The organism is Negativibacillus massiliensis (assembly GCF_900148495.1).
Classification (GTDB): Bacteria; Bacillota; Clostridia; order Oscillospirales; family Ruminococcaceae; genus Negativibacillus; species Negativibacillus massiliensis.
Genome location: NZ_FTRU01000008.1, coordinates 16,782 through 36,445 on the forward strand (window position 1 = coordinate 16,782; position 19,664 = coordinate 36,445).

The following is a 19,664-nucleotide window of genomic DNA, read 5'->3' on the forward strand; positions in this document are numbered from 1 at the left end:
GCCTTTGTGGGTGAATTTTTCAATACAAATGTTGTATTGAAAAAGAGGGGGATTTTGTAAGAGAAAAGCCCCCTTGACAGACAAACGACACTCACTTTCCAGAAAAACCTCCCAGTGGGAGATTTTTCTGCTGTCTGTGCTGTTGAGCATAAAAATCTGTTGAGTGAATCTATGGCATTGTCGTGTGCTGAAACTACCATTTCGCCTTAAACCCAAGCGTGATATTGTGTCCAGATTCAATCTGGTGCTGCCGAAAACTTCCCACTGGAAACTTTTCGGAGTTACTCTCTGCTCAAAATCGGCTCATGGACCCCTTTTCACTTGCAAAAGGGGTCCATACCTCCGAAAATGCGCTTTCACGGATAAAGAGTTTCGCTCGTTGCGACGAGCGACCAAAGGCGTTGCCTCTGGACACCACGAACTTTTTGAAAAAAGTTCGATCAAAAACTTTTGTTTTTCCAAAATCTTTACCTAAAAGGAGACTATCTATGGCAAATCCATACCAGCCACAGGGAGATAAGACAGATTATCTGATGTCTGTCCTGTGTGTCATCAAGGTCCTCGATGTCCTGACCCTTCCACTCACCGCAATCGTCGGCATTTTCTGGGTCAAAAAATATCAGCTCCCAATGATGGGAGAAGGATTCTCCACCAAAATCAATGCTAAAAAAATCCTGCAAGTTTTGCTGCTTGCACTTTCCGGTGCGGCGCTTGGATTGTGCGCAATTATGGGAGAAAACGTTCTTTCCATGTCTGCACAGATCGAGAACAATACAATGATTGGACTGTCTGTGATGCAGTCGAATCTCACTCTGCCGCTTCAGATTCTGTTTATCGCAGTGTCTTCATTGGTCAGTGAATTTGCATTCCGTCGCTGTCTGTATGGGGAGTGGCGCAAGTATGGAATCCTGCCGTCCATTATCGGCTCGGGAGTGATTACCATGTTGCTGTCTAATCTGGGTGAGTGGTCTGGAATGCTGATGCTGGGACTCTTTGCAGCGATGGTTTATGAGGTGACACGCTGCCTTGTCATGACAACCATCTTCCATTTCTTCTTCTTGTTTTCCCAGCTGATGATGGTGGCATATGGTCAGCAAATGGATGCCCGAAATCTGCTTCTGTTTGCGGTAACGGCTCTGGCAGTATCGGTGGTGATTTTGATTATTGCGCTCAATCTTTCCACGAATTTTACCGAGACCTGTGAAAAAATCAAGGTCCAGCAGCAAAACCATGTCCGCCATCCTTATGTTTTTAGAGCAAGCTTTAACTTTTTTATGGTTATCCTGATTCTGTTTCAGACTACCCCTTATTGGTCAGGGCTGATTCTGGGATAGTTTTGGAATGAGAGGAATTTAAAAGAAATTTAAAATTTGACTATCCAAAACTCTTTTTGCAGCTGCAATTTGTTGAAGTTGGAGAAAAATAGGTTTTCGGCGAAAAAACAGCATAAACAGGCGAAAAATCGCGCGCAGAGTGTTGACAAAACAGAGTTTGGATACTATAATTAATTCTGTTACGGACTGATTCGGAGGGATAAGTCTGTCCCGGAAAGGTCGGCTTCTGGCGGAGCGGACGGGGTCAGTTTGTGCTGTAACAGGACCGAAGCAAAGCTGTTGCAGAGAATGGGGATACCATTTTTATGGGAAAGGAAAATTATTATGCAGCTTGACCTGAAAAAATTGTTCGATGCCGAAGAACAGGTTCTTCCGTTTTCGATGGAACTTGATTTGAGCGGAGTGGAACAGTGGGGCGATCGTCCATTTAAAACACCGATCGCAATCAAAGGCGAAGTGCAGAACCGCGCAGGTATCGTTACGGTACGCTATGATGCGGATTATATCCTTTCCGCAAGTTGTGCCAGATGCCTGGAACCGGTAGAGCAGAAAAAACACCAGGAGTTTTTCCATACTGTGGTGCGCAAGCTCAACCAGCAGGAAGATGATGATTATCTTGTCTGCGAAGACGGTATTCTGGATATGGATACCCTTGCACAGGACGACATACTTCTTGAGCTACCAATCAGGATGCTGTGTTCGGAGGACTGCAAAGGACTGTGTCCAATGTGTGGCTGCAACCTTAATAAGGAAACATGCAGCTGTCAGGAACCCGTATGGGAGACAAACCGTCGAGTCAAGGCATTCGACAATCTGGAATGGTCTGATGAGGAAGAAGATCAGAACCTTCCATCTTAACACTTTTTATGATTTTACGATAATTTAAGGAGATGCACAAAAATGGCAGTACCAAAGAGAAAAGTATCTAGAGCACGCAGAGATAAAAGACGTTCCAACGTATGGAAACTCGACACACCAGCATTTTCTATCTGCCCACAGTGCGGTGAGCTGAAAGCTCCTCACAAAGTATGTGGCAACTGTGGCTACTACAAAGGCAGAGAAGTAATCAAAAAAGACTAATTTTTGATTACAAAGTCTAATCTGGCAAAAGAAGGGCAGAGGGGAATCACTTCCCTTCCTGCCCATTTTTTATGTAACAGTTTTTAAGGGAAAGGAGCCGAACAGATGGCAGTAAGAATCACCAGCGTGGAGCCGGGAAGTCCCGCCAGACGCGCAAGGATACACAAGGGGGATACCCTCATCAGTATCAACGGCAACGCAATCACCGACGTGCTGGACTATCGGTTCTATATGACCGATGAACACCTGGAGATCCTGCTGTGCGATGAGGAAAGAAAGGTCCGTACCGTTGTTGTGGATAAGGACGAATACGACGACCTGGGGCTGGAGTTTGAAACCTATCTGATGGACCGTCAAATGGGCTGCAAAAACAAATGCATCTTCTGCTTTGTGGATCAAACCCCTCCGGGAATGCGCAAGAGCCTTTATTTTAAGGACGACGATACCCGCATGTCCTTTTTGTTCGGCAACTATACAACCCTGACAAACTTAAAAGAGGACGACATCCGCCGCATCATCAAGATGCATGTCAGTCCAATCAATATTTCGGTGCACACCATGAATCCGCAGCTTCGCGTTGAGATGATGAAAAACCCATTTGCGGGGGAAGCACTCAAATTTGTGAAGATGCTTACCGAAGGTGGAATCAAGGTCAATACCCAGATCGTGCTGTGTCCGGGATATAACGATGGACAGGAGCTGGAATACAGCATTTCCGAGCTTGCAAAACTTGGTCCGAATGTTCAGAGCATTGCCGTTGTTCCGGTGGGACTCACCAAGCATCGGGAAGGGTTAGCCCCGATACGCACCGTTTCTCCAAAGGAAGCCGAGCAGGTAATCGAAACACTGGAAAAGTGGGGAGACTACTTTGTGAAGGAGTATGGGGCAAGAACGGTTTACGCTTCGGATGAATTTTATATCCTTGCAGGAAAGCCGTTTCCGGAGTATGATTTCTATGAGGATTTTGCTCAGCTGGAGAATGGTGTAGGCATGATGACCCTGATGCAGCATGATTTTGCATTGGCTCTTTCGGAAGAAAACAGGACAGTATCAGCGCCGCGCAAAGTGACCATTGCGACCGGAGAGCTTGCCTTCCCAATGATGCATGATTTTGCACAGAGAGTCGGGGAAAAATTCCCGCAGGTACAGGTGCAGATCAAAAAGATTATCAACGACTTTTTCGGGCACACCATTACCGTAGCGGGATTGGTGACCGGACAGGATCTGTTAAAGCAGCTTGAGTATGTGGAGATCGGAGACGAATTGCTGATTCCTGCAAACATGCTGCGGCATGAACAGGACAAGTTTCTGGATGATGTTACACTCGAAGAGGTAAGGGAGAAGCTGGGTGTCGAGGTTACACCGGTGGAGAACGATGCGTTCGAGTTGCTTGACCGGATGCTGGGACTCTAACGAGTTGTTTAAAAAGAGAACAAAACAAAAGTTTTCGTCCACCTTTTTCAAGAGCAGGCTGAGCCTGTACGCTGTTCGCCTACGGCGTAAAGACGGGTAGTGTAAAAAATAAAGTTTTTGATCGAACTTTTTTCAAAAAGTTCGTGGTGTCCAGAGGCGACGCCTTTGGGCGCACTCCGCAGAGTGCGAAAAATCTTTTATCGTCAGGCGTATTTTTGAAAGTTTGAAAACTTTTTACAAGAAAAAAAGTTTTCAAGAACTGACTATTTAAGTAAACTGTCCTCAAAAATTATCCGGTGGATGATTTTTGACGGTAGAAATCTGTTCCAGTTTGTGTGGCGCGTCGCTGTACACAGGCACACTTTCCGTGTGCCACGCACTGACGTGCGACAGCACCGAAATTGCTTCTCTGCCTCTATCGTTTTTTATTATTTATATTTTTTCAAGGTGTGTCGCCTTCTGCGGAAGGCAACCAAGGGCTTTGCCCTTTGGAAACCCACAATTTTTTGAAAAAATTGAGTAAAACTTTTGTTTTGCTCTAACATACGAATCCTATCAATTAAGTTACAACAGAAAGTGAGGTTTTCTATGGCAGTCAGACCAGTAGTTGCTGTGGTGGGTCGCCCAAATGTCGGCAAATCCACCCTGTTTAATAAGCTGATCGGTCAGCGTCTTTCCATCGTGGAAGATACTCCAGGCGTTACCCGTGACCGAATCTATGCGTCCTGTGAATGGCGCAACCATGAAATTATGCTGGTTGATACCGGCGGTATCGAACCATACTCGGATGATATTATCCTTTCTCAGATGCGCCGTCAGGCACAGCTTGCAATCGAAAGCGCAGAAGTGACCATTCTGGTGGTTGATATGAAGACTGGTATTACCGCAACCGATCAGGAAGTCGCTGCAATGCTGCAAAAGAGCGGCAAGCCGATTGTTCTGTGCGTTAATAAATGTGATGGTGTCGGAGATCCTCCGCCGGAATTCTATGAATTTTATAACCTGGGACTGGGTGAGCCGATTGCGGTTTCTTCTGTCCATGGCCATGGTACCGGTGACCTGCTGGATGCAGTATATCAGTACCTCGATTTCTCCGATGAAGGAGAATATGGCGAAGACAGCATTACAGTTGCAATTGTAGGCCGTCCAAATGCGGGTAAATCCTCTCTGGTAAACCGTATTGCCGGCAGAGAAGCGGTTATCGTTTCGGATATCGCAGGAACCACCCGTGATGCAACCGATACCGTGATTGAAAACCAGTACGGCAAGTTTGTATTTATTGATACAGCCGGCATTCGCCGCAAGAGCAAGGTTGAGGAAGCTATCGAAAAATACAGCGTGCTGCGCGCTTATATGGCGGTAGACCGCTCCAACGTCTGCATCATCATGATTGATGCAACCAAGGGATTCAGTGAGCAGGACTCCAAAATTGCCGGATATGCTCATGAGCAGGGTAAAGCTTGCATCATTGCAATCAACAAATGGGATGCGGTTGAGGACAAGACCGATAAGACCATGCAGGAAATGAAGAAACAGCTGGATATCGACTTCAGCTTTATGCCGTATGCACCGATGGTCTTCATCTCCGCGCAGACCGGACAGCGCGTTGAAAAACTGTATGAGATGATCAAGGCAGTGGATGAACAGAACGCTCGCCGCATTTCCACAGGTATGCTCAACGATATGCTCAACTATGCGACCGCTCGCGTTCAGCCGCCGTCTGATAAGGGAAAACGCCTGAAGATTTACTACATGACTCAGGTTTCCACCAGACCACCAACATTTGCTTGCTTTGTTAACCGTGCAGAGCTGTTCCACTTTTCCTATCAGCGCTATCTGGAAAACCAGATCCGCGAAAACTTTGGATTTGAAGGAACTCCAATCCGTATGCTGGTTCGCGAAAAAGGTGACAAAAAACAATAGCGTTTCTCGGGAAGCTCCTCATCAGAGGAGCTTCTTTTTTGTTTGTACCGAAGGTAAACGGAAGTTTTTTGTCAAACTTTTGTACACAAAAGTTTGCGGGGGGTAAACAGCACAAGATGTGCTATGGGCAGTACCCCTGTGACGCATGACAATAAAAAGAAAAGGCAACAAGGGGTTGCATTATAGTGAAACACTTGATACAATAGTAGAGAAGGAGGATGAAGAAAATGGAAGTTTCACAGACCATGCTCAATGTTGGAGCGTGTGTGCTGGCAGGGGTGATTGCCTACCTGCTGGGAAGCATCAGTTTCGCTATCATTGTATCAAGAATTTATGCACATGACGATGTGCGCAAATACGGGAGCAAAAATGCAGGAATGACCAATATCCTGAGAACCTATGGAAAGATGCCAGCGTTTTTTACCCTGCTGGGAGATTTTCTCAAAGGTGTTCTGGCGGTTGTTATTGGAAGATGGATCTTTTCGGTCTTTGGCGTCACAGAGTTTGACGCAGGCTATCTTGCAGGATTTTTTGCCCTGTTGGGCCATCTGTACCCGATTTATTTTGGATTCAAAGGAGGCAAAGGTGTTCTTACCTCTTTGGGAATTATACTGGTTGTAAATCCACTGGTGTTTTTTATCCTTTTGATTATCTTTTTGCCGGTTTTGTTTATCACAAGAATTGTTTCGTTGGTTTCGGTTACTGGCGCACTGCTCTATCCGTTTGTTACATTGATCGTTGATCTGTGCCTGAGAAAACCGCTGTTGTTTGACTTCTTGTTTGCAGCGTTGTTCTCTGTCATTGTAATCTTTAAGCATCGCGGCAACATCCAACGTTTGATTAATGGAACCGAACGCCGAATTGGCGATAAAAAAACAGATATCCCTCAAACAGAGTCGAAAAATTAGGAGGGACGGCTATGATTTCCCTGCATACCCCAAAAATAGAAGAACTTTCCTTTCGACAAGCTTTGCTTGCTGATCCAGCTACAATGGCATATAATGCCAGATGGGGCGGCTGCATTGACTTCCCGCAGAAAAAATGGGCTGATTGGTATGATCGATGGATTGTAAACACACAGGGAAAGCGGTTTTATGCCTATCTGTATAACGGAGAGGAAAAGTGCTTTGTCGGTGAAGTAGCCTGTCATCTGGACGAGGAAAGCGGCAGATATCTTCTGAATGTCATTGTACATGACCGATTCCGTGGCAGAGGATATGGCACAAAGGGATTGGAACTTTTGTGTGCTCAATGCCGAAAAATAGGCTGTATCGAGGTATATGATGATATCGCGGTGGATAATCCAAGCCTTTCTCTGTTTCTGAAACAAGGGTTTTGTGAAGTCGGACGAACGGAAGATGCTGTTATCATGAAAAAATACTTGTAAAAACGATAGAAAGAAGGGAAGCACATGGCAAAGGTGATGGTACTGGGTGCAGGAGGATTTGGAATCTCGCTTGCCTTGATGTGTCATCGATATGGCCACGAGGTAACCGTCTGGTCTCATCGGGAAGAAGAAGTGATTCGGCTGCGGGAAGAACGGGAGCAGAAAAAACTGTTGCCGGGAGTAAAAATCCCACAGGAAATCGTATTTACAGCGACTCTGGAGCCTGCTAAGTACAGTGATCTGATTATTATGGCAGTTCCATCCTTTGCAGTGCGTCAGACAGCACATCGCTTGAAAGAGCATATTGGTACGAACAGTATCATTGTCTGTGTAGCAAAAGGTCTGGAAGCGGACACTTTCCTTGATTTTTCGACCGTTATTTCTCAGGAAATCCCGGATCATCCAAATGTCGTGCTTTCCGGACCATCCCATGCAGAGGAAGTCAGCAGGGGAGAAGCAACTACTGTTACGGTTGCATCCAAAGACAGAGCGGCGGCACATCAGGTACAGGACTGGCTGATGAATCCGGATTTTCGCGTTTATGTCAATGACGATCTGGTTGGAGTTGAACTGGGAGGTGCACTCAAGAACATCATCGCTGTGGCGGCTGGAATCGCCGATGGCGTTGGTTTGGGTGACAATGCAAAAGCAGCCCTCATGACCAGAGGAATCACCGAGATCGCCCGTCTAGGCGTGGCAATGGGCGGACATCAGGAAACGTTTGCCGGACTTTCCGGTATCGGCGATCTGGTGGTTACCTGTACCAGCATGCATTCCAGAAATCGAAGATTTGGAATTTTGGTCGGTCAGGGAGTGCCGGTACAACAGGCGCTCGAACAGGTGGGCATGGTGGTAGAAGGATATTCTTGTACTAAAGTTGCTCATGATCTGGCTGAAAAAATGGGAGTCGAGATGCCGATCACCAGCCAGACCTATCAGGTGTTGTATGAGGGAAAAAGCCCGAAAGATGCCGTTCGGGATCTGATGGGAAGACCAAAGAAAAAGGAAATTGAACACACCTGGGTAGTTTAACTCTAAAAAGAGAAAAGAAAAGCGGAAGCTCATTTGAGCTTCCGCTTTTTGCATTAGTGCTTTATCGAAGAACTTTCGCCAATAAGCGAAAGTTCAACAACCGCCCGCTATGCGGGTGGATTAGGGCTTAAGCAAAGAAACATCCTTTCTGGTAAAATAGAGATTGTTCAAGCCTCTAAAAAACCAGGAAAGGATGTTTCTTATGGCAAATAGTTTAGCACATACCAAAGTACAGTTTACAAGGGACTACACAGGGTAGGTATCTGACGGGAGGGGTGCCGCCAGTCAGATTTTCCATGTGATGTTCAAGCTGTCGCTTGTGGCGGCTATGGTGGTGATCATCAAATCCACCACACGCCGCTTGTCATCAAAAGATACATTCTCCCAGGTATCGAGGTAGCCGGAAATCTGGCTGACCTGTTCCGGGCTGATGGCCTCCACAGTCAACTCCGCTATCCTTGCCAGAAGTTCCTGCTTGCGCCCGTCCAGTTCCGCTATCTTCACATTCACATAGGAGAACAGGACATTGTTTGCCCCCGTCAGACTGTCCACCAGCTTTTCAATCTCGCTGTCTACATGGGCAAGTTCCACTTGCAGGGCGGTGATTTTCGGGTTTGCCTTTGCCGCTTTCTTTTTTCCTGTCAGCGTCTTGTAGCTTGCCAGCTTCTTTACCATCTGCTGATAAACAACCGCTTCCAGTTCCGAAGTGATGATTTTCCCACAGCCAGGACAGCTTTTATTGTCCAGCCGTTTCGTGCAGCGGAGATACTGTTTGCCGGAGGGATTGTAGATACTCATAAGAGCATACCCGCAATTCCCGCACTTGATTTTTCCTGCCAGCCATGTGTGGGTGGCTTTCCGGGCAGACTGGATTTTCATGTTGTTCATCAGCTTCTTGCGGCAGGTCAGCCAGGTGTCGGAGGGGACGATACCCTCATGGGGAGCCAGTACCAGCATTTGGTCTTTTAAGTCGTTTTTCTTGCTGGCCTTTACATCTCGCCCTTGATACAGATAGCAGCCGTTCATGCCCGTAAAATCGGCAACGTCATTGACAATGACTGTACCTTGACTTTTGAAAAATTCGTACACATCAAGGTCTGCCTGCACATAGACAGGATTGCGTAACATCTGCGCCAGCGTGGGGCGTATCAGCTCTTTGCCATGGAACAAAATCCCCTGTTCGGCAAAGTACCGGGTAATGTCCCCGTAGGAAGTTGTGGGCTGGGCGTACATCTCAAACATCAGCCGGATATTGGCCGCTTCCTCCGGGTTTACCACCAGCTTCTTTGTGTTGATACCGTCCATCTTGATAGGCTCCGTATGGAAGCCGTAAGGGGCTTTCCCGCCCATCTTAAAGCCCCGCTGACTGCGGGAGTAGTAAGCGTCCGTTACCCGCTTCTGTATCGTTTCCCGTTCAAGCTGGGCGAACACGATACAGATATTCAGCATGGCCCGTCCCATCGGCATGGAGGTATCAAACTTTTCCGTAGAGGACACAAACTCCACATTGTACTGCTGGAACAGCTCCATCATGTTGGCAAAGTCCAGAATGGAACGGCTGATACGGTCGAGCTTGTAAACCACGACCTTTGCAATCAAGCCCCGCTTGATGTCCCGCACCAGTTCTTGAAACTTCGGACGGTCTGTGTTCTTGCCGCTGTACCCTTTGTCTGTGTATTCCTTGCAGTTACCGCCTTTCAACTCGTATTTGCAAAATTCAATCTGGCTTTCAATGGAAATGCTGTCCTTTTTGTCTACCGATTGTCTTGCATAGATTGCGTCTATCCGATTGTTCATATTGTCGCTCCTTTTCTTAAAAAAGAAACGGAGCTGCTGACAGTTCTATTATACCGCCAGCAGCCCCGCAAATCAATGATGGGTTTGGAAAACCTTATGTCCCGGCTTCCTCACTCTCCCGCTTGTCGGCGTACTTGCGGAACACCTCATAAAGCTGCTGTTCCAGTTCCCGGCGTTTGGCTGCTTCCTGTTCCGGCGTGAACACCGGGGAGAGATTTTCCAGTGTGATTTCCTTTCCCTGAAAAGTCACGATTTCGATTTCCTTTTTGTATCTGATATTACTTATAAGATCACCTTTCCTTTCCATGCTGCCGCTGTTGCCGTTTCAGTTCCGCTAAAATCTCCGGCGGGATACGGTCAACCAGCCGCCGCATATCGTCCAGTTCGCTTTTTAACTTCGCCCGTTCCATCGTGTCATTCATCTTGCCTTTTTCGCTGGCCTTTGCCCTGACTTCCAGCTTTTCATTTTCCGCTAACAAGTCATTGATTGTGACCTTGTATTTTTTCAGTTGCCCGGAGAAGTTCTCCATCTGCGGAAACCACTTTTTCAGCATGGAGAGGGCTTCCTCTTTCTTCTTTCCGGCGTTCAGCGGGGTAATGCCGGAGAGAACCGCTTCAATGGCCCTCGCCTGTTTGGAGAGGTTGACCGCCTGTTTGAACAGCCGGGTGGGGATATGCTTCCGGCCCGTCTTGCTGGCGCTTTCCCCACGCTCCAGGTCGGGGTACTGCTCCACCATACAGGCGTGAAAATCGTCCTGCCACTTCGTCAGATTGGCCCGGTTGCCGATAATTTCTTTGGCGCACAGGCGGTTGTCCTTTGTCAGCGGCACAAAGACCAAGTGCAGATGGGGCGTTTTTTCATCCATGTGTACCATAGCCGAAACGATGTTCTCCCGGCCCACCCGGTCAATGAGGAAGTCCGCCGCCCTCTGGAAGTAGGCCGCTATCTCCTTTGGGGACTTGCCCTTGAAAAACTCCGGGCTGGCGGTAATCAGCGTGTCCACAAACCGAGTGCTGTCCTTGCGGGTGCGGCATCTGGCCTGCTCGATGCGGCTCTGAATGAAATGGTAGTAGCGGCCATCCGGCTTGACGATGTGGAAATTGTACTTGCTCCGGCTGGTGTCAATGTCCGGGTTGCTGGCGTACTGCTCCTTTTTCCGTTCATGGTGGGCTTCCAGCGGCCCCGCCGGGTGGCCCTTGTGCTTCTCAAATCGCAAAATTGCGTGTTGTGCCATTGAACTCCTTTCCCCATTCCATTCCTTTCCGGCGGGTTTTCCCGCCGAAAATATCTCTGATAGGATTGGAATGGAATGAATGTAAATAGATGGTTTTAATCTCTGTATTTCTATATACCGTCAGATTTCCGTACTTCAAGAGGATTGATTTTCGTACTCGCCAAGTACGGTTTTCAGCCCTCCGGCGTACCATAACCGGATTTCTTGAAGTCGGTGTTTGGAACCGCTTCATAGGATTTCGGGTAAATGCGGTTGGGTTTTCCACAGCCCTGTTTCTGGATTTCCACCAGCCCCGCATACTGCAACTCCCGCAGGGTGTTGACCGCTTTCTGCCGCCCGCAGCGGAGCAAAGCGACCACCTCGCAGATGGGGTAGTACAGGTAGACCCGCCCGTACTCGTCCGCCCAGCCGTTCTTCCGGGACAACTCCGCCCGGCGCAGGACAAAGGCATACAGCACCTTCGCTTCGTTGCTCAAGGGCTGGAATGTGGGTGCTTCAAAAAGGAAATTGGGGAGCCGGGTGAAACTGAACGCCTTTTCCGGCTGGTGAATATAAATCGTGTTTGTCATAGCGTGTTTTGTGGACGGTTAGAGGCCCGTTTTCCGGGGCGAATGATAAATGATACCAGCCGCCCCGGTTGAGGGCTTGCGGAGCCTTGCAAATCAAGGCTTTTCCCGCTCTTAACTGTCCACAGCAGACCTCCTTTTCCGTTCACTTTCTGTTTTCTGCCGCCTGTGAACTCTGGCGGCGCAGTCCGGGCAGTATTTGCCCCGGTTGGACTTCGGGACGAACACACCGCCGCACTCCGCACAGCGTTTCAAGTCCCTGTCCCGGTAAATCTCCGCTTCCAGCGTCCTGTCCAGCGGCAAGACCGCCCAGCGGAACCACTTGCAGCAGACGGAGAACGAAATCATCTGCGGACAGGCGCAGGTGTCGCCATCGTCCAGCGCAAGGCAGTTTCCGTCCTCGCAGTTGCAGCACTCCCGGCGTATCAGGCCGCTGGCTCGTCTCTTCTGGGGCGGGGTTATGCGGTAGGGGGAGCCGTCCGGCCTGTGTTCCAGCGGCGGCAGGTGTTGATAGGGTCTTTTGCTCATGCGTCCCTCCGTTTTCTTTGGCGTGTTCTGTTTCCAAGGTGCTTGTCCATCGATGAACTATCCCAAGTCTACACCTTTTTGACCGCCTGTGCCGTATATCCAAGAGGTAGGAAATCAGCCTGAAAAACTCCCTATTTCCACGCTCTCGGATTTGTGATATAATCAAAAAAAGATAAAAGACAAATTCAGGTTTCTGGTCTTCTTGCACAAAATAAAGGAGGAGCTATTATGCAAATTGTTTATATTCCAAGCGAATCAATGTCTGTTCAAGGTAAAAAAGATGAAATCTATAAAAGATATGGGAAAGACTGGAATATTAGAGAACAGGGAGGAGGTAACGGAAATTGGTTGTTGACCAGAAAAAGTGATGTGCTTGTAGATGGAAAAAGTTATCGTACTTTTGTACTTGAACACTACGGTAAATCCAAGCTGACAGCGAAGCTTGTTGATAAATTTCGTGAAGATGTAGCAAATGGTAAAATAAAACTGTAAATGCCTATGCCGTTATGCTATGAGCATAGTACATAGCATAACGGCTTCTCTTTCGTTGAGCTAGCAAGGAGGGTGAATATGTCTTTATCCATACAAGAGCGATTAAAAGACCTACGTGTGGAGCGTGGCTTGACGCTGGGGCAGCTTGCGGAGCAGACCGGGCTTTCCAAGTCTGCGCTGGGCAGTTACGAAACGGAAGACTTCAAGGACATCAGCCACTATGCCCTTATCCGGCTGGCGAAGTTTTACGGTGTGACCGCTGATTATCTGCTGGGGCTGTCTGAAATGAAAAATCACCCAAACGCCGATCTTGCAGACCTGCGTTTGAGTGATGAAATGATTGACCTGCTGAAAAGCGGGAGGATAGACAATACCCTGCTGTGTGAGCTGGCGGCGCACCCGGATTTCCCCCGGCTGATGGCTGACCTTGAAATCTATGTGAACGGAACGGCACTGAAACAGGCGCAGGGTGCAAACGCCATAGTGGACACGATGAGCGCAACTGTTATAAAAAAGCATAATCCTGGCATGAGTGATACGCAGTTAAGACAGCTTATCACCGCCCATATTGATGAGGACGAGTTTTGCCGCTATGTGATACAACGGGACATAAACGGGATTGCCCTTGCTCTGCGGGAAACACACAAGGACGATTTTTTCAGCGTCCCAGAGGATAACCCGCTAAAAGAAATGCTGGAAACTGCTGGTGAAATCGTCAGCCAGGACAGCGACACGGAACAAGCGTACTTGGCGTTTATCTGCAAACGGCTCAAGCTGAATTTTAGGAAGCTGTCAGTAGAAGAACGGAAGTGGCTGAAAAAGATTGCGGAAAAATCCGACTTGCTGAAGAATCCAAAACCGCAGAGAGGACGAAGATAAAAAATGCCTGAACGGCGGTTCTGGTTTTTCAGAACCACCATCCAGGCATTTTGTTTAGTAATAGAAAAAGGTGCAGTTGATTATTGCGTATTGTCAATCTCTCTCAAACCGGGTAGTAAAAATACGGCAAGCGCAACGATGATAATGCCAATTCCGCAAATGACAAACCATTTCTCAACTCCCAGCCGCTCCGCCAGAGGCCCGGAAATGACAAGGCCAAACGGCATGGCGAGGGAAGCGGCGCTTGTCAGTAGAGAAAAAACTCTCCCCAGATATTCTGGTTTGACCGTTTCTTGAAAAATCGCATCTTGCACACCGTAAAATGGAGCGGAAATTCCCATAACAGTACAGCACACAACAAAGACAAGAAATGCGTCTGGCGGCAAAAGCCCGGAGAGCATATTGCTAACGCCCATCAGGAGAACGGAAAGACCGATGGTGTACCGCCGTTTCTTAAAACCGCCCCAAATGCTCAGAATGACTCCGCCAAGCAGCATACCAACCGCAAAAGCAATTTCAGCGGCAGAGGCATGGGCCGGTGTTCCTTTGAAGTATGACATACAGATGAGAGGAAAAAGCGTACTGATTGGCATATAAAAGAACATATAAATTACACCAATCCAGAGCAGAGCAAAGAGGCCCCTGTTTTGCTTTAATACCACATACCCCTCTTTCATATCCTGTAAAAACTGTTGTCTTTTCGTTTCTGGACATAGTTCAGGCGTTGGTATGGACGAAATCGCAACAGTCACACAGGCAAGGATTGCACCCACAATATCTAACAATATAATTGCATTAAGAGGCCAAACAGCATATAAAAACGCTGCGGCAGCTGGACTGATAATCGCACTTACTGCTTGCATGGTCTGCGTGTAACCAGCGCATTTTGTAAGTTCCTCTTTTGGCACAATCATAGGTGTTGCTGCGCTGAATGCTGGAGAATGAAAAGCAGTTCCCGCACTTCGGATTAACAGGACAACCATAATAGACCATACGGGCAATTCCATGTAAAACGCCACCAGCGCCAGAATACCGCCAGCGGCGGCAATTATCAAATCCGCACCAATCATTACGCTTTTACGGCTGTGCCGGTCAACAAAAGCACCTGCAAACGGGCCTAAACAGGCTTGCGGCAAAAATCCAATCAGTGTTGCCGCCGTCAATATGATTGCAGAATTAGTTTTCGCAACCAAATAAAAGATAATGGCCATTTGCAAAATACCGCTGCTAATAAAGGATATTGCTTGTCCGGCAAGAAGTGTAAAATAAGTTTTTCTCCATGAATTGTTGTTTTGGGTCATAATGCGAACCTCCTTTTTTATTGCATTGTTCCTTTGTTTCTGCAATAAAAAGCAGGCGTTGTCCCACAGAGAGGGCAGACGCCTGCATAACAACAAAGCACGAAAAAACACCACGATACAGTTCAAAGACTGCTCGTGTCAAACCTACGTGTTCCTTTGCATACGCACGCAAAAAAAGCCCACCATCATGTGGAAAGGTACTTCTACTTTTTATTGCTTATTAGCGTACACAAATTAACACACGTAAGCCTCCTTCCAATCTCAAACTGTCGCACAGTATAACACACATCCGATAGACTTGTCAACCATTTTTAACCTTGTTTTCCATCTTGTTTTTCCATCTCTTACGGGCAGTAGCAAAGCCAGGCGAGCCAGTCAACGGTCAAGATGAACGGCGCTTTCAGCGCCGCCGTTGACAGTCTCGCCCGTCTTTGCTAATGGGTAATCAAGGCGGGAAAGCCATTTTAGGGCTTTCCCGCCCATTTCAATTTTGGGAGAAGAAAGGCCCCAAAATGAACGAGTGCGGCCAAACACTTTTAGGGATTGGCCACCTTGTCCACCCATCCAGCGGGGCGGCGGGGAACGGTCAAGGCCGGGCGTCAGCCCATTCATTTCAGCCTTGACGGTTTCCTGCCGTCCTGCTACTTTTCCCGGAGTGTGGCCACACATCTGGTCACGGTGTCCAGAGCTTTGGGACTTTTTGTCCCATAGGCCGGGGGCGGAGGACGAGGGACGGGGGCTTTCATAATACGCCCTGTCTGCTGCTGAAATCAGCCCTTTGTTTCCGGCTTACCAGCCCCAAACAAAGCCCTGCTTTCCTGCCGCGTCAAATGCCCTTGCCCTCCCCGGCGGCAACGGTATTTTCAGGGCAACGCCGACAGAGCGTATAACACACTACACTTTGCTCCGCAAAGTCGTGTGCCAAATGGGGCGCTGCCCCCTTTGGAAACCCCCGCAACAAACAGGTGCTATGCACCCAGCCGGGAGCATAGCGCCGTTTGTTGTCAGCAGCCCGTTTCACGGTCTGCGTGTAGTTCCTTGTAAACTGACCTAAATGGATATGCAAGTATCACATCGTTTTTACACCAAAGTACCGTCGGAAAATAATCTATAAAGAATTGAGAAAAGATATCCAGCAAATCATAAAAGATTTATGAAAGTGGAAAGGAGTAGAAATTATAGAAGGGCATATGATGCCGGATCATGTACATATTCTGGTAAGTATACCGCCCAAATACAGTGTATCCCAATTCATGGGATACCTCAAAGGGAAAAGTGCGATGATGATATTTGAAAGGCATGCAAACCTAAAATACAAGTTTAGGAATAGAAACTTCTGGGCAACAGGATATTATGTAAGTACAGTAGGAATCAATACTGCGACAATACAAAAATATATCCGAGAGCAAGAAAAGCAAGATCAAATAGAAGATAGTTTAAGCAAGAAGGAGTATGTAGACCCTTTCAAGGGTAGCAAGTAATCATACCACCAGAGACTTGAACGAAGTGAAAGCCAGCGTCATTTAGGCGCTGGCTTTTATCACGGTCTTATAGGCCGCTCGTCATGCCACCCCTCTTAGGGGTGGTCATGACTGAAGATTATTTATGTTTCTTCATCAGAAGAGCAATACCACCAATAGAGATTACAGCTGCAACCATTGCAGGAACTGGAATCATATCGCCGGTATTCGGGATATCCTTGAGAGGAACCTCCTCATCATCGATGGTGACGGTATCTTCCGGCAGATCAGCCATTGGGACATCTTCATCCTCGATTGTTGTGGTTGGAACCGGTGTTTCGTTGATGATGGTTGGGGTATCATCATCTTCGTCACCACCGCCACTCGGACGTGGGGTTGGATCTGGGTCTGGGGTTGGAGTTGGGTCTTCAGGGTCAACCGGTGGAGTTGGAATACCGTGTGCTGCTTTCAATGCGGTTACTTCGCTAATTGTGGATTCTGTAAATGGGAGAATATGACGTTGTGTTTCGTCATGCATTTCCCAACGTCCTGTGTTTGGCTCACCATCTACTTTAGCGGAGTCATCATACCAGCCGTCAATCAAGTCATTACAATCATCCAAAATCCAGTCAGTTCCAACTGAAGGAAGGTTTGTGATGGTCGCGCCGTTAGCATTGTAGATATCATCGCCGGATGTTTCAGCATGGTTGTTATAAACCTTTGCACCGTTAGGAAGGGTCAGAGTACCTTGATTGCGGATACCACCACCATTTCCATCTGTACTATATTTAGAAGTAAACTTAGTGAAGTTTTCCTTAATAGTTACATCTGCACCAGATAAATCAGCAGTACCTCTATATACATACAGACCGCTGTTTTGGTTGCTGTTCAGATTAATAATAGTATTCTCGAAGGTTGTAAAGGATGTTCCAGAGAAATACAGACCACTCTTTGTATTTTCATTAGCAATTATAGTAGCTTTTTCTCCGGAAGTTGTGAGTTCTTTACCAGAGAAGTACAGTCCATTTCCAGTATTGCTGTCAGTGGTTACAGAAGAATTATTGATGGACAGATTTCCGCTGGATGAAAAGAATCTAATTCCATCTGCTCCATTTCCATTTGCTGTGACCTGAGAATCAGTTATGCTGCAAGGCTGTTTAATCTGTAATCCATAAGAACCATTTCCGTTTGCATCAACAATACAGTCTATAATGGAGGACTCTGTTTTTTCTTCATTGAGTTTGGAAATGTTGATACCAATCTTTCCATTATTATTAGCAATGATATGGTAGCCCTGAGCGTCCAGTGCCGCATTGTTTCCTCGACCGCCGTCCAGACCGTTTTGATCATTACCGCTTACATCGAAAGTGTAATGTCCATTATCAGTATTTTTCAGCGTGATATAGCCATAGCTGAAACCATCACCATTACCACCATCGGCTGGGCTGCCATTACCTTTAGCTTCTACATTGGTGTTGGTAAAAGTAAATGTTGGCGTTGGAGCAGTTCCCCCGAGCAATGATGCAGGCTGACCCAAAAAGCCGTTCAGACCGTTGTTATTCATAGTCAGTGTACTGTGTTCAAACTCAAAGACAGCATTTTGGTTACCATCTGAGTTAGCCCAGATTCCGGAGCCGCCATCTCCCTGTACATTGTTGTTGAAGTGAACTTCGCTCTTATTAGCATAGAAGACAGAACCTGCTGTACCACCACCAGCATACAGACCGCATCCTTTGGTATTATTGCTGGCAGAAAGATAAGAATTATCGACTGTCACGTTACCGGATTTCCAATTTAACAAATAGTTATGAACAGCACCAGTGATATCAAGGGTAACATTTTCGAGAGTAACACCATTCTCAAAAGTTACTTCAGAAGTAAGACCTGTGAGGATAATTTGGTCATTAGCTTTGTTGGTTCCCTTTAATGTAGCATTTTTTAGGGAAAGACCTGTTAAACCTGTAACTTCACCATCGACAATCAGGGTTTTACCAGAAGGAACATTGATAGAAAATTTATTATTGTAGTTACCACCTTGAATGTAAACTTCATCGAATTCAGTGAATAAAGAATTAGGATTTTCAGTTGTAGGTGTAATAGTATTTTCAGGAGTTTCCGGCAAAGTGTTAACTGCCTGCATGATGTAAGCGATGTTTTCTTCCATAGCTTCGAGCAGGCTGTAGTTTGTTACCTGTGCTTTTTCTTCCTCAGTAGCAAGTGCATCGTATGCCTGTCTTGCAGCAAGCTGTGCGTTGGAGAAACCTTCGCTCAGGTATTTTGCTTTGGCATCTTCAAATGCTTTGCGTGCCTCAGAGAGTTTAGCAGCTTCTTCGTCTGTCAGAGCTGGCTGATTTTCATCCTGCTCATGAGCTGCTTCCTTGTCGATGAGAGCTTTGAGCTCTGCATTGTTTGCGGGGTCGAGGTCCTTGAGCATGGTAATGTGTGTTTTAGTGACAGTTGTTCCATCGGTTGCAGTAATAGTTTCTGTTGTGTAGTCGATCTGTTCAACCGCAGCATCGATTTTCTCGATGACATTCTGTACTGCTTCAGAAGATTCAGTTTCCTGCTCACCGGATTCCAGCTCAGAAATTTTAGCTTCCAGCGCAGTCAGTTTCTCCAGAACAGTAGTCTCAAATGCAGCCTTTTCTTCTGCAGACAGTGCATCATATGCAGCGCGAGCAGCATTAACCTGATCTTTCAGTGATACAAGGTCAGTTTCCTCGGTGATTGTTCCTGCTGCAGGCAGAGCATTGATAGCATCTACAACAGATTTGATATCTGCATCTTCACCAGCACTATTATCGGTGTCGCCATCATTGGTGTTGCCATCATCTGGTTTTACATAAAGAGGGCAGTTTTCTTGATGAGGTTCACCCTCTTTAGCACCGCAGGTACACTGAGCAGCATCATCTTCGATGTTGTTGCCATCAGTGTTGTCGCCATCTGGTTTTACATAAAGAGGACAGCTTTCCTTATGAGCCTCGCCATCAGTAGCTCCACAATTACACTGAGCAGCACCATCTTCAGTCGATTGATCGGTTCCGTTGTTGCCTACCTCGTTCATCTGTACAGATGAAGATTCGGACATGTCCGAATAATCTCCACCATCAGCAAAGGAGGTTACAACACCCTGAGAACTAATCAGCACTGTAACTGCAACGACCATTGCAGTCACGGAACGCATGAGCTTGTTCTTCATTTTTAATTCTCCTTTTTTATACTGGTATGAAATTATAA

General features: G+C 47.0%; 17 protein-coding genes and 1 pseudogene. 11 read left to right on the plus strand and 7 right to left on the minus strand.

What is annotated here, in order from left to right; all coding sequences use genetic code 11:
* Nucleotides 1-488: 488 nt before the first annotated feature.
* From BQ5375_RS06130 to BQ5375_RS06165, 8 genes are all read left to right on the plus strand, one after another.
* Nucleotides 489-1,334, plus strand: a complete 846-nt coding sequence (locus BQ5375_RS06130; RefSeq protein ID WP_022133162.1) for a CPBP family glutamic-type intramembrane protease — start codon at nt 489-491, stop codon at nt 1,332-1,334.
* A gap of 324 nt (nt 1,335-1,658) precedes the next feature.
* Nucleotides 1,659-2,192 carry a YceD family protein gene (locus BQ5375_RS06135; protein WP_022133161.1) on the plus strand — a complete coding sequence of 178 codons (534 nt, stop codon included), beginning with the start codon at nt 1,659-1,661 and terminating at the stop codon, nt 2,190-2,192.
* Nucleotides 2,193-2,234: 42 nt separating this feature from the next.
* Nucleotides 2,235-2,414: a 50S ribosomal protein L32 gene (rpmF, locus tag BQ5375_RS06140; RefSeq protein ID WP_022133160.1), complete on the plus strand. Its 180-nt coding sequence runs from the start codon at nt 2,235-2,237 to the stop codon at nt 2,412-2,414.
* 105 nt (nt 2,415-2,519) lie between these two features.
* The gene (locus tag BQ5375_RS06145) at nt 2,520-3,827 is read left to right on the plus strand and encodes a DUF512 domain-containing protein (RefSeq protein ID WP_076917604.1); all 1,308 of its coding nucleotides are present in this window, start codon (nt 2,520-2,522) and stop codon (nt 3,825-3,827) included.
* 588 nt (nt 3,828-4,415) lie between these two features.
* Nucleotides 4,416-5,750, plus strand: a complete 1,335-nt coding sequence (gene der / locus BQ5375_RS06150; protein WP_076917605.1) for a ribosome biogenesis GTPase Der — start codon at nt 4,416-4,418, stop codon at nt 5,748-5,750.
* A gap of 227 nt (nt 5,751-5,977) precedes the next feature.
* A complete protein-coding gene (gene plsY / locus BQ5375_RS06155) occupies nt 5,978-6,658 on the plus strand; it encodes a glycerol-3-phosphate 1-O-acyltransferase PlsY (RefSeq protein WP_022133157.1) in 681 nt (226 codons plus the stop codon).
* Between the two features lie 11 nt (nt 6,659-6,669).
* Nucleotides 6,670-7,137 (plus strand): GNAT family N-acetyltransferase, encoded by a 468-nt coding sequence (locus tag BQ5375_RS06160; RefSeq protein WP_022133156.1) that lies wholly within the window; start codon nt 6,670-6,672, stop codon nt 7,135-7,137.
* A 24-nt stretch (nt 7,138-7,161) separates the two neighbouring features.
* Entirely contained in the window at nt 7,162-8,169 is a 1,008-nt protein-coding gene (locus BQ5375_RS06165; protein ID WP_022133155.1) for an NAD(P)H-dependent glycerol-3-phosphate dehydrogenase, read from the plus strand.
* 285 nt (nt 8,170-8,454) lie between these two features.
* Here the strand turns inward: BQ5375_RS06165 and BQ5375_RS06170 are convergent, their stop codons facing one another.
* From BQ5375_RS06170 to BQ5375_RS06195, 5 genes are all read right to left on the minus strand, one after another.
* Entirely contained in the window at nt 8,455-9,966 is a 1,512-nt protein-coding gene (locus tag BQ5375_RS06170; RefSeq protein ID WP_076917606.1) for a recombinase family protein, read from the minus strand.
* A 94-nt stretch (nt 9,967-10,060) separates the two neighbouring features.
* Nucleotides 10,061-10,273 (minus strand): hypothetical protein, encoded by a 213-nt coding sequence (locus BQ5375_RS06175; protein ID WP_002584948.1) that lies wholly within the window; start codon nt 10,271-10,273, stop codon nt 10,061-10,063.
* Complete coding sequence (mobV, locus tag BQ5375_RS06180) at nt 10,257-11,201, minus strand: MobV family relaxase (protein ID WP_002575862.1); 945 nt, start codon at nt 11,199-11,201, stop codon at nt 10,257-10,259. Before mobV ends, BQ5375_RS06175 begins: the two co-directional genes overlap by 17 nt.
* Nucleotides 11,202-11,374: 173 nt before the next feature.
* Nucleotides 11,375-11,770, minus strand: coding sequence for a replication initiator protein A (locus BQ5375_RS06190; RefSeq protein WP_002575861.1), 396 nt, complete (start codon nt 11,768-11,770; stop codon nt 11,375-11,377).
* A 111-nt stretch (nt 11,771-11,881) separates the two neighbouring features.
* Nucleotides 11,882-12,295: a cysteine-rich VLP domain-containing protein gene (locus BQ5375_RS06195; RefSeq protein ID WP_002575860.1), complete on the minus strand. Its 414-nt coding sequence runs from the start codon at nt 12,293-12,295 to the stop codon at nt 11,882-11,884.
* 228 nt (nt 12,296-12,523) lie between these two features.
* Here BQ5375_RS06195 and BQ5375_RS06200 point away from each other — a divergent pair, with 228 nt between their 5' ends.
* Both BQ5375_RS06200 and BQ5375_RS06205 read left to right on the plus strand, forming a co-directional pair.
* On the plus strand, nt 12,524-12,787 hold the full coding sequence (locus tag BQ5375_RS06200) for a hypothetical protein (RefSeq protein ID WP_002575859.1): 264 nt from the start codon (nt 12,524-12,526) through the stop codon (nt 12,785-12,787).
* Nucleotides 12,788-12,865: 78 nt separating this feature from the next.
* The gene (locus BQ5375_RS06205; RefSeq protein WP_002575858.1) at nt 12,866-13,666 is read left to right on the plus strand and encodes a helix-turn-helix domain-containing protein; all 801 of its coding nucleotides are present in this window, start codon (nt 12,866-12,868) and stop codon (nt 13,664-13,666) included.
* Between the two features lie 80 nt (nt 13,667-13,746).
* Here BQ5375_RS06205 and BQ5375_RS06210 read toward each other — a convergent pair whose 3' ends face one another.
* On the minus strand, nt 13,747-14,967 hold the full coding sequence (locus tag BQ5375_RS06210) for a Mef(A)/Tet(V) family efflux MFS transporter (RefSeq protein ID WP_002575857.1): 1,221 nt from the start codon (nt 14,965-14,967) through the stop codon (nt 13,747-13,749).
* A 1,058-nt stretch (nt 14,968-16,025) separates the two neighbouring features.
* Between BQ5375_RS06210 and tnpA the strand changes: the two are divergent.
* Nucleotides 16,026-16,448, plus strand: a pseudogene (gene tnpA / locus BQ5375_RS06220) (IS200/IS605 family transposase).
* A 118-nt stretch (nt 16,449-16,566) separates the two neighbouring features.
* Here tnpA and BQ5375_RS06225 read toward each other — a convergent pair.
* Nucleotides 16,567-19,626: a doubled motif LPXTG anchor domain-containing protein gene (locus BQ5375_RS06225; RefSeq protein WP_076917607.1), complete on the minus strand. Its 3,060-nt coding sequence runs from the start codon at nt 19,624-19,626 to the stop codon at nt 16,567-16,569.
* Between the last annotated feature and the right edge of the window lie 38 nt (nt 19,627-19,664).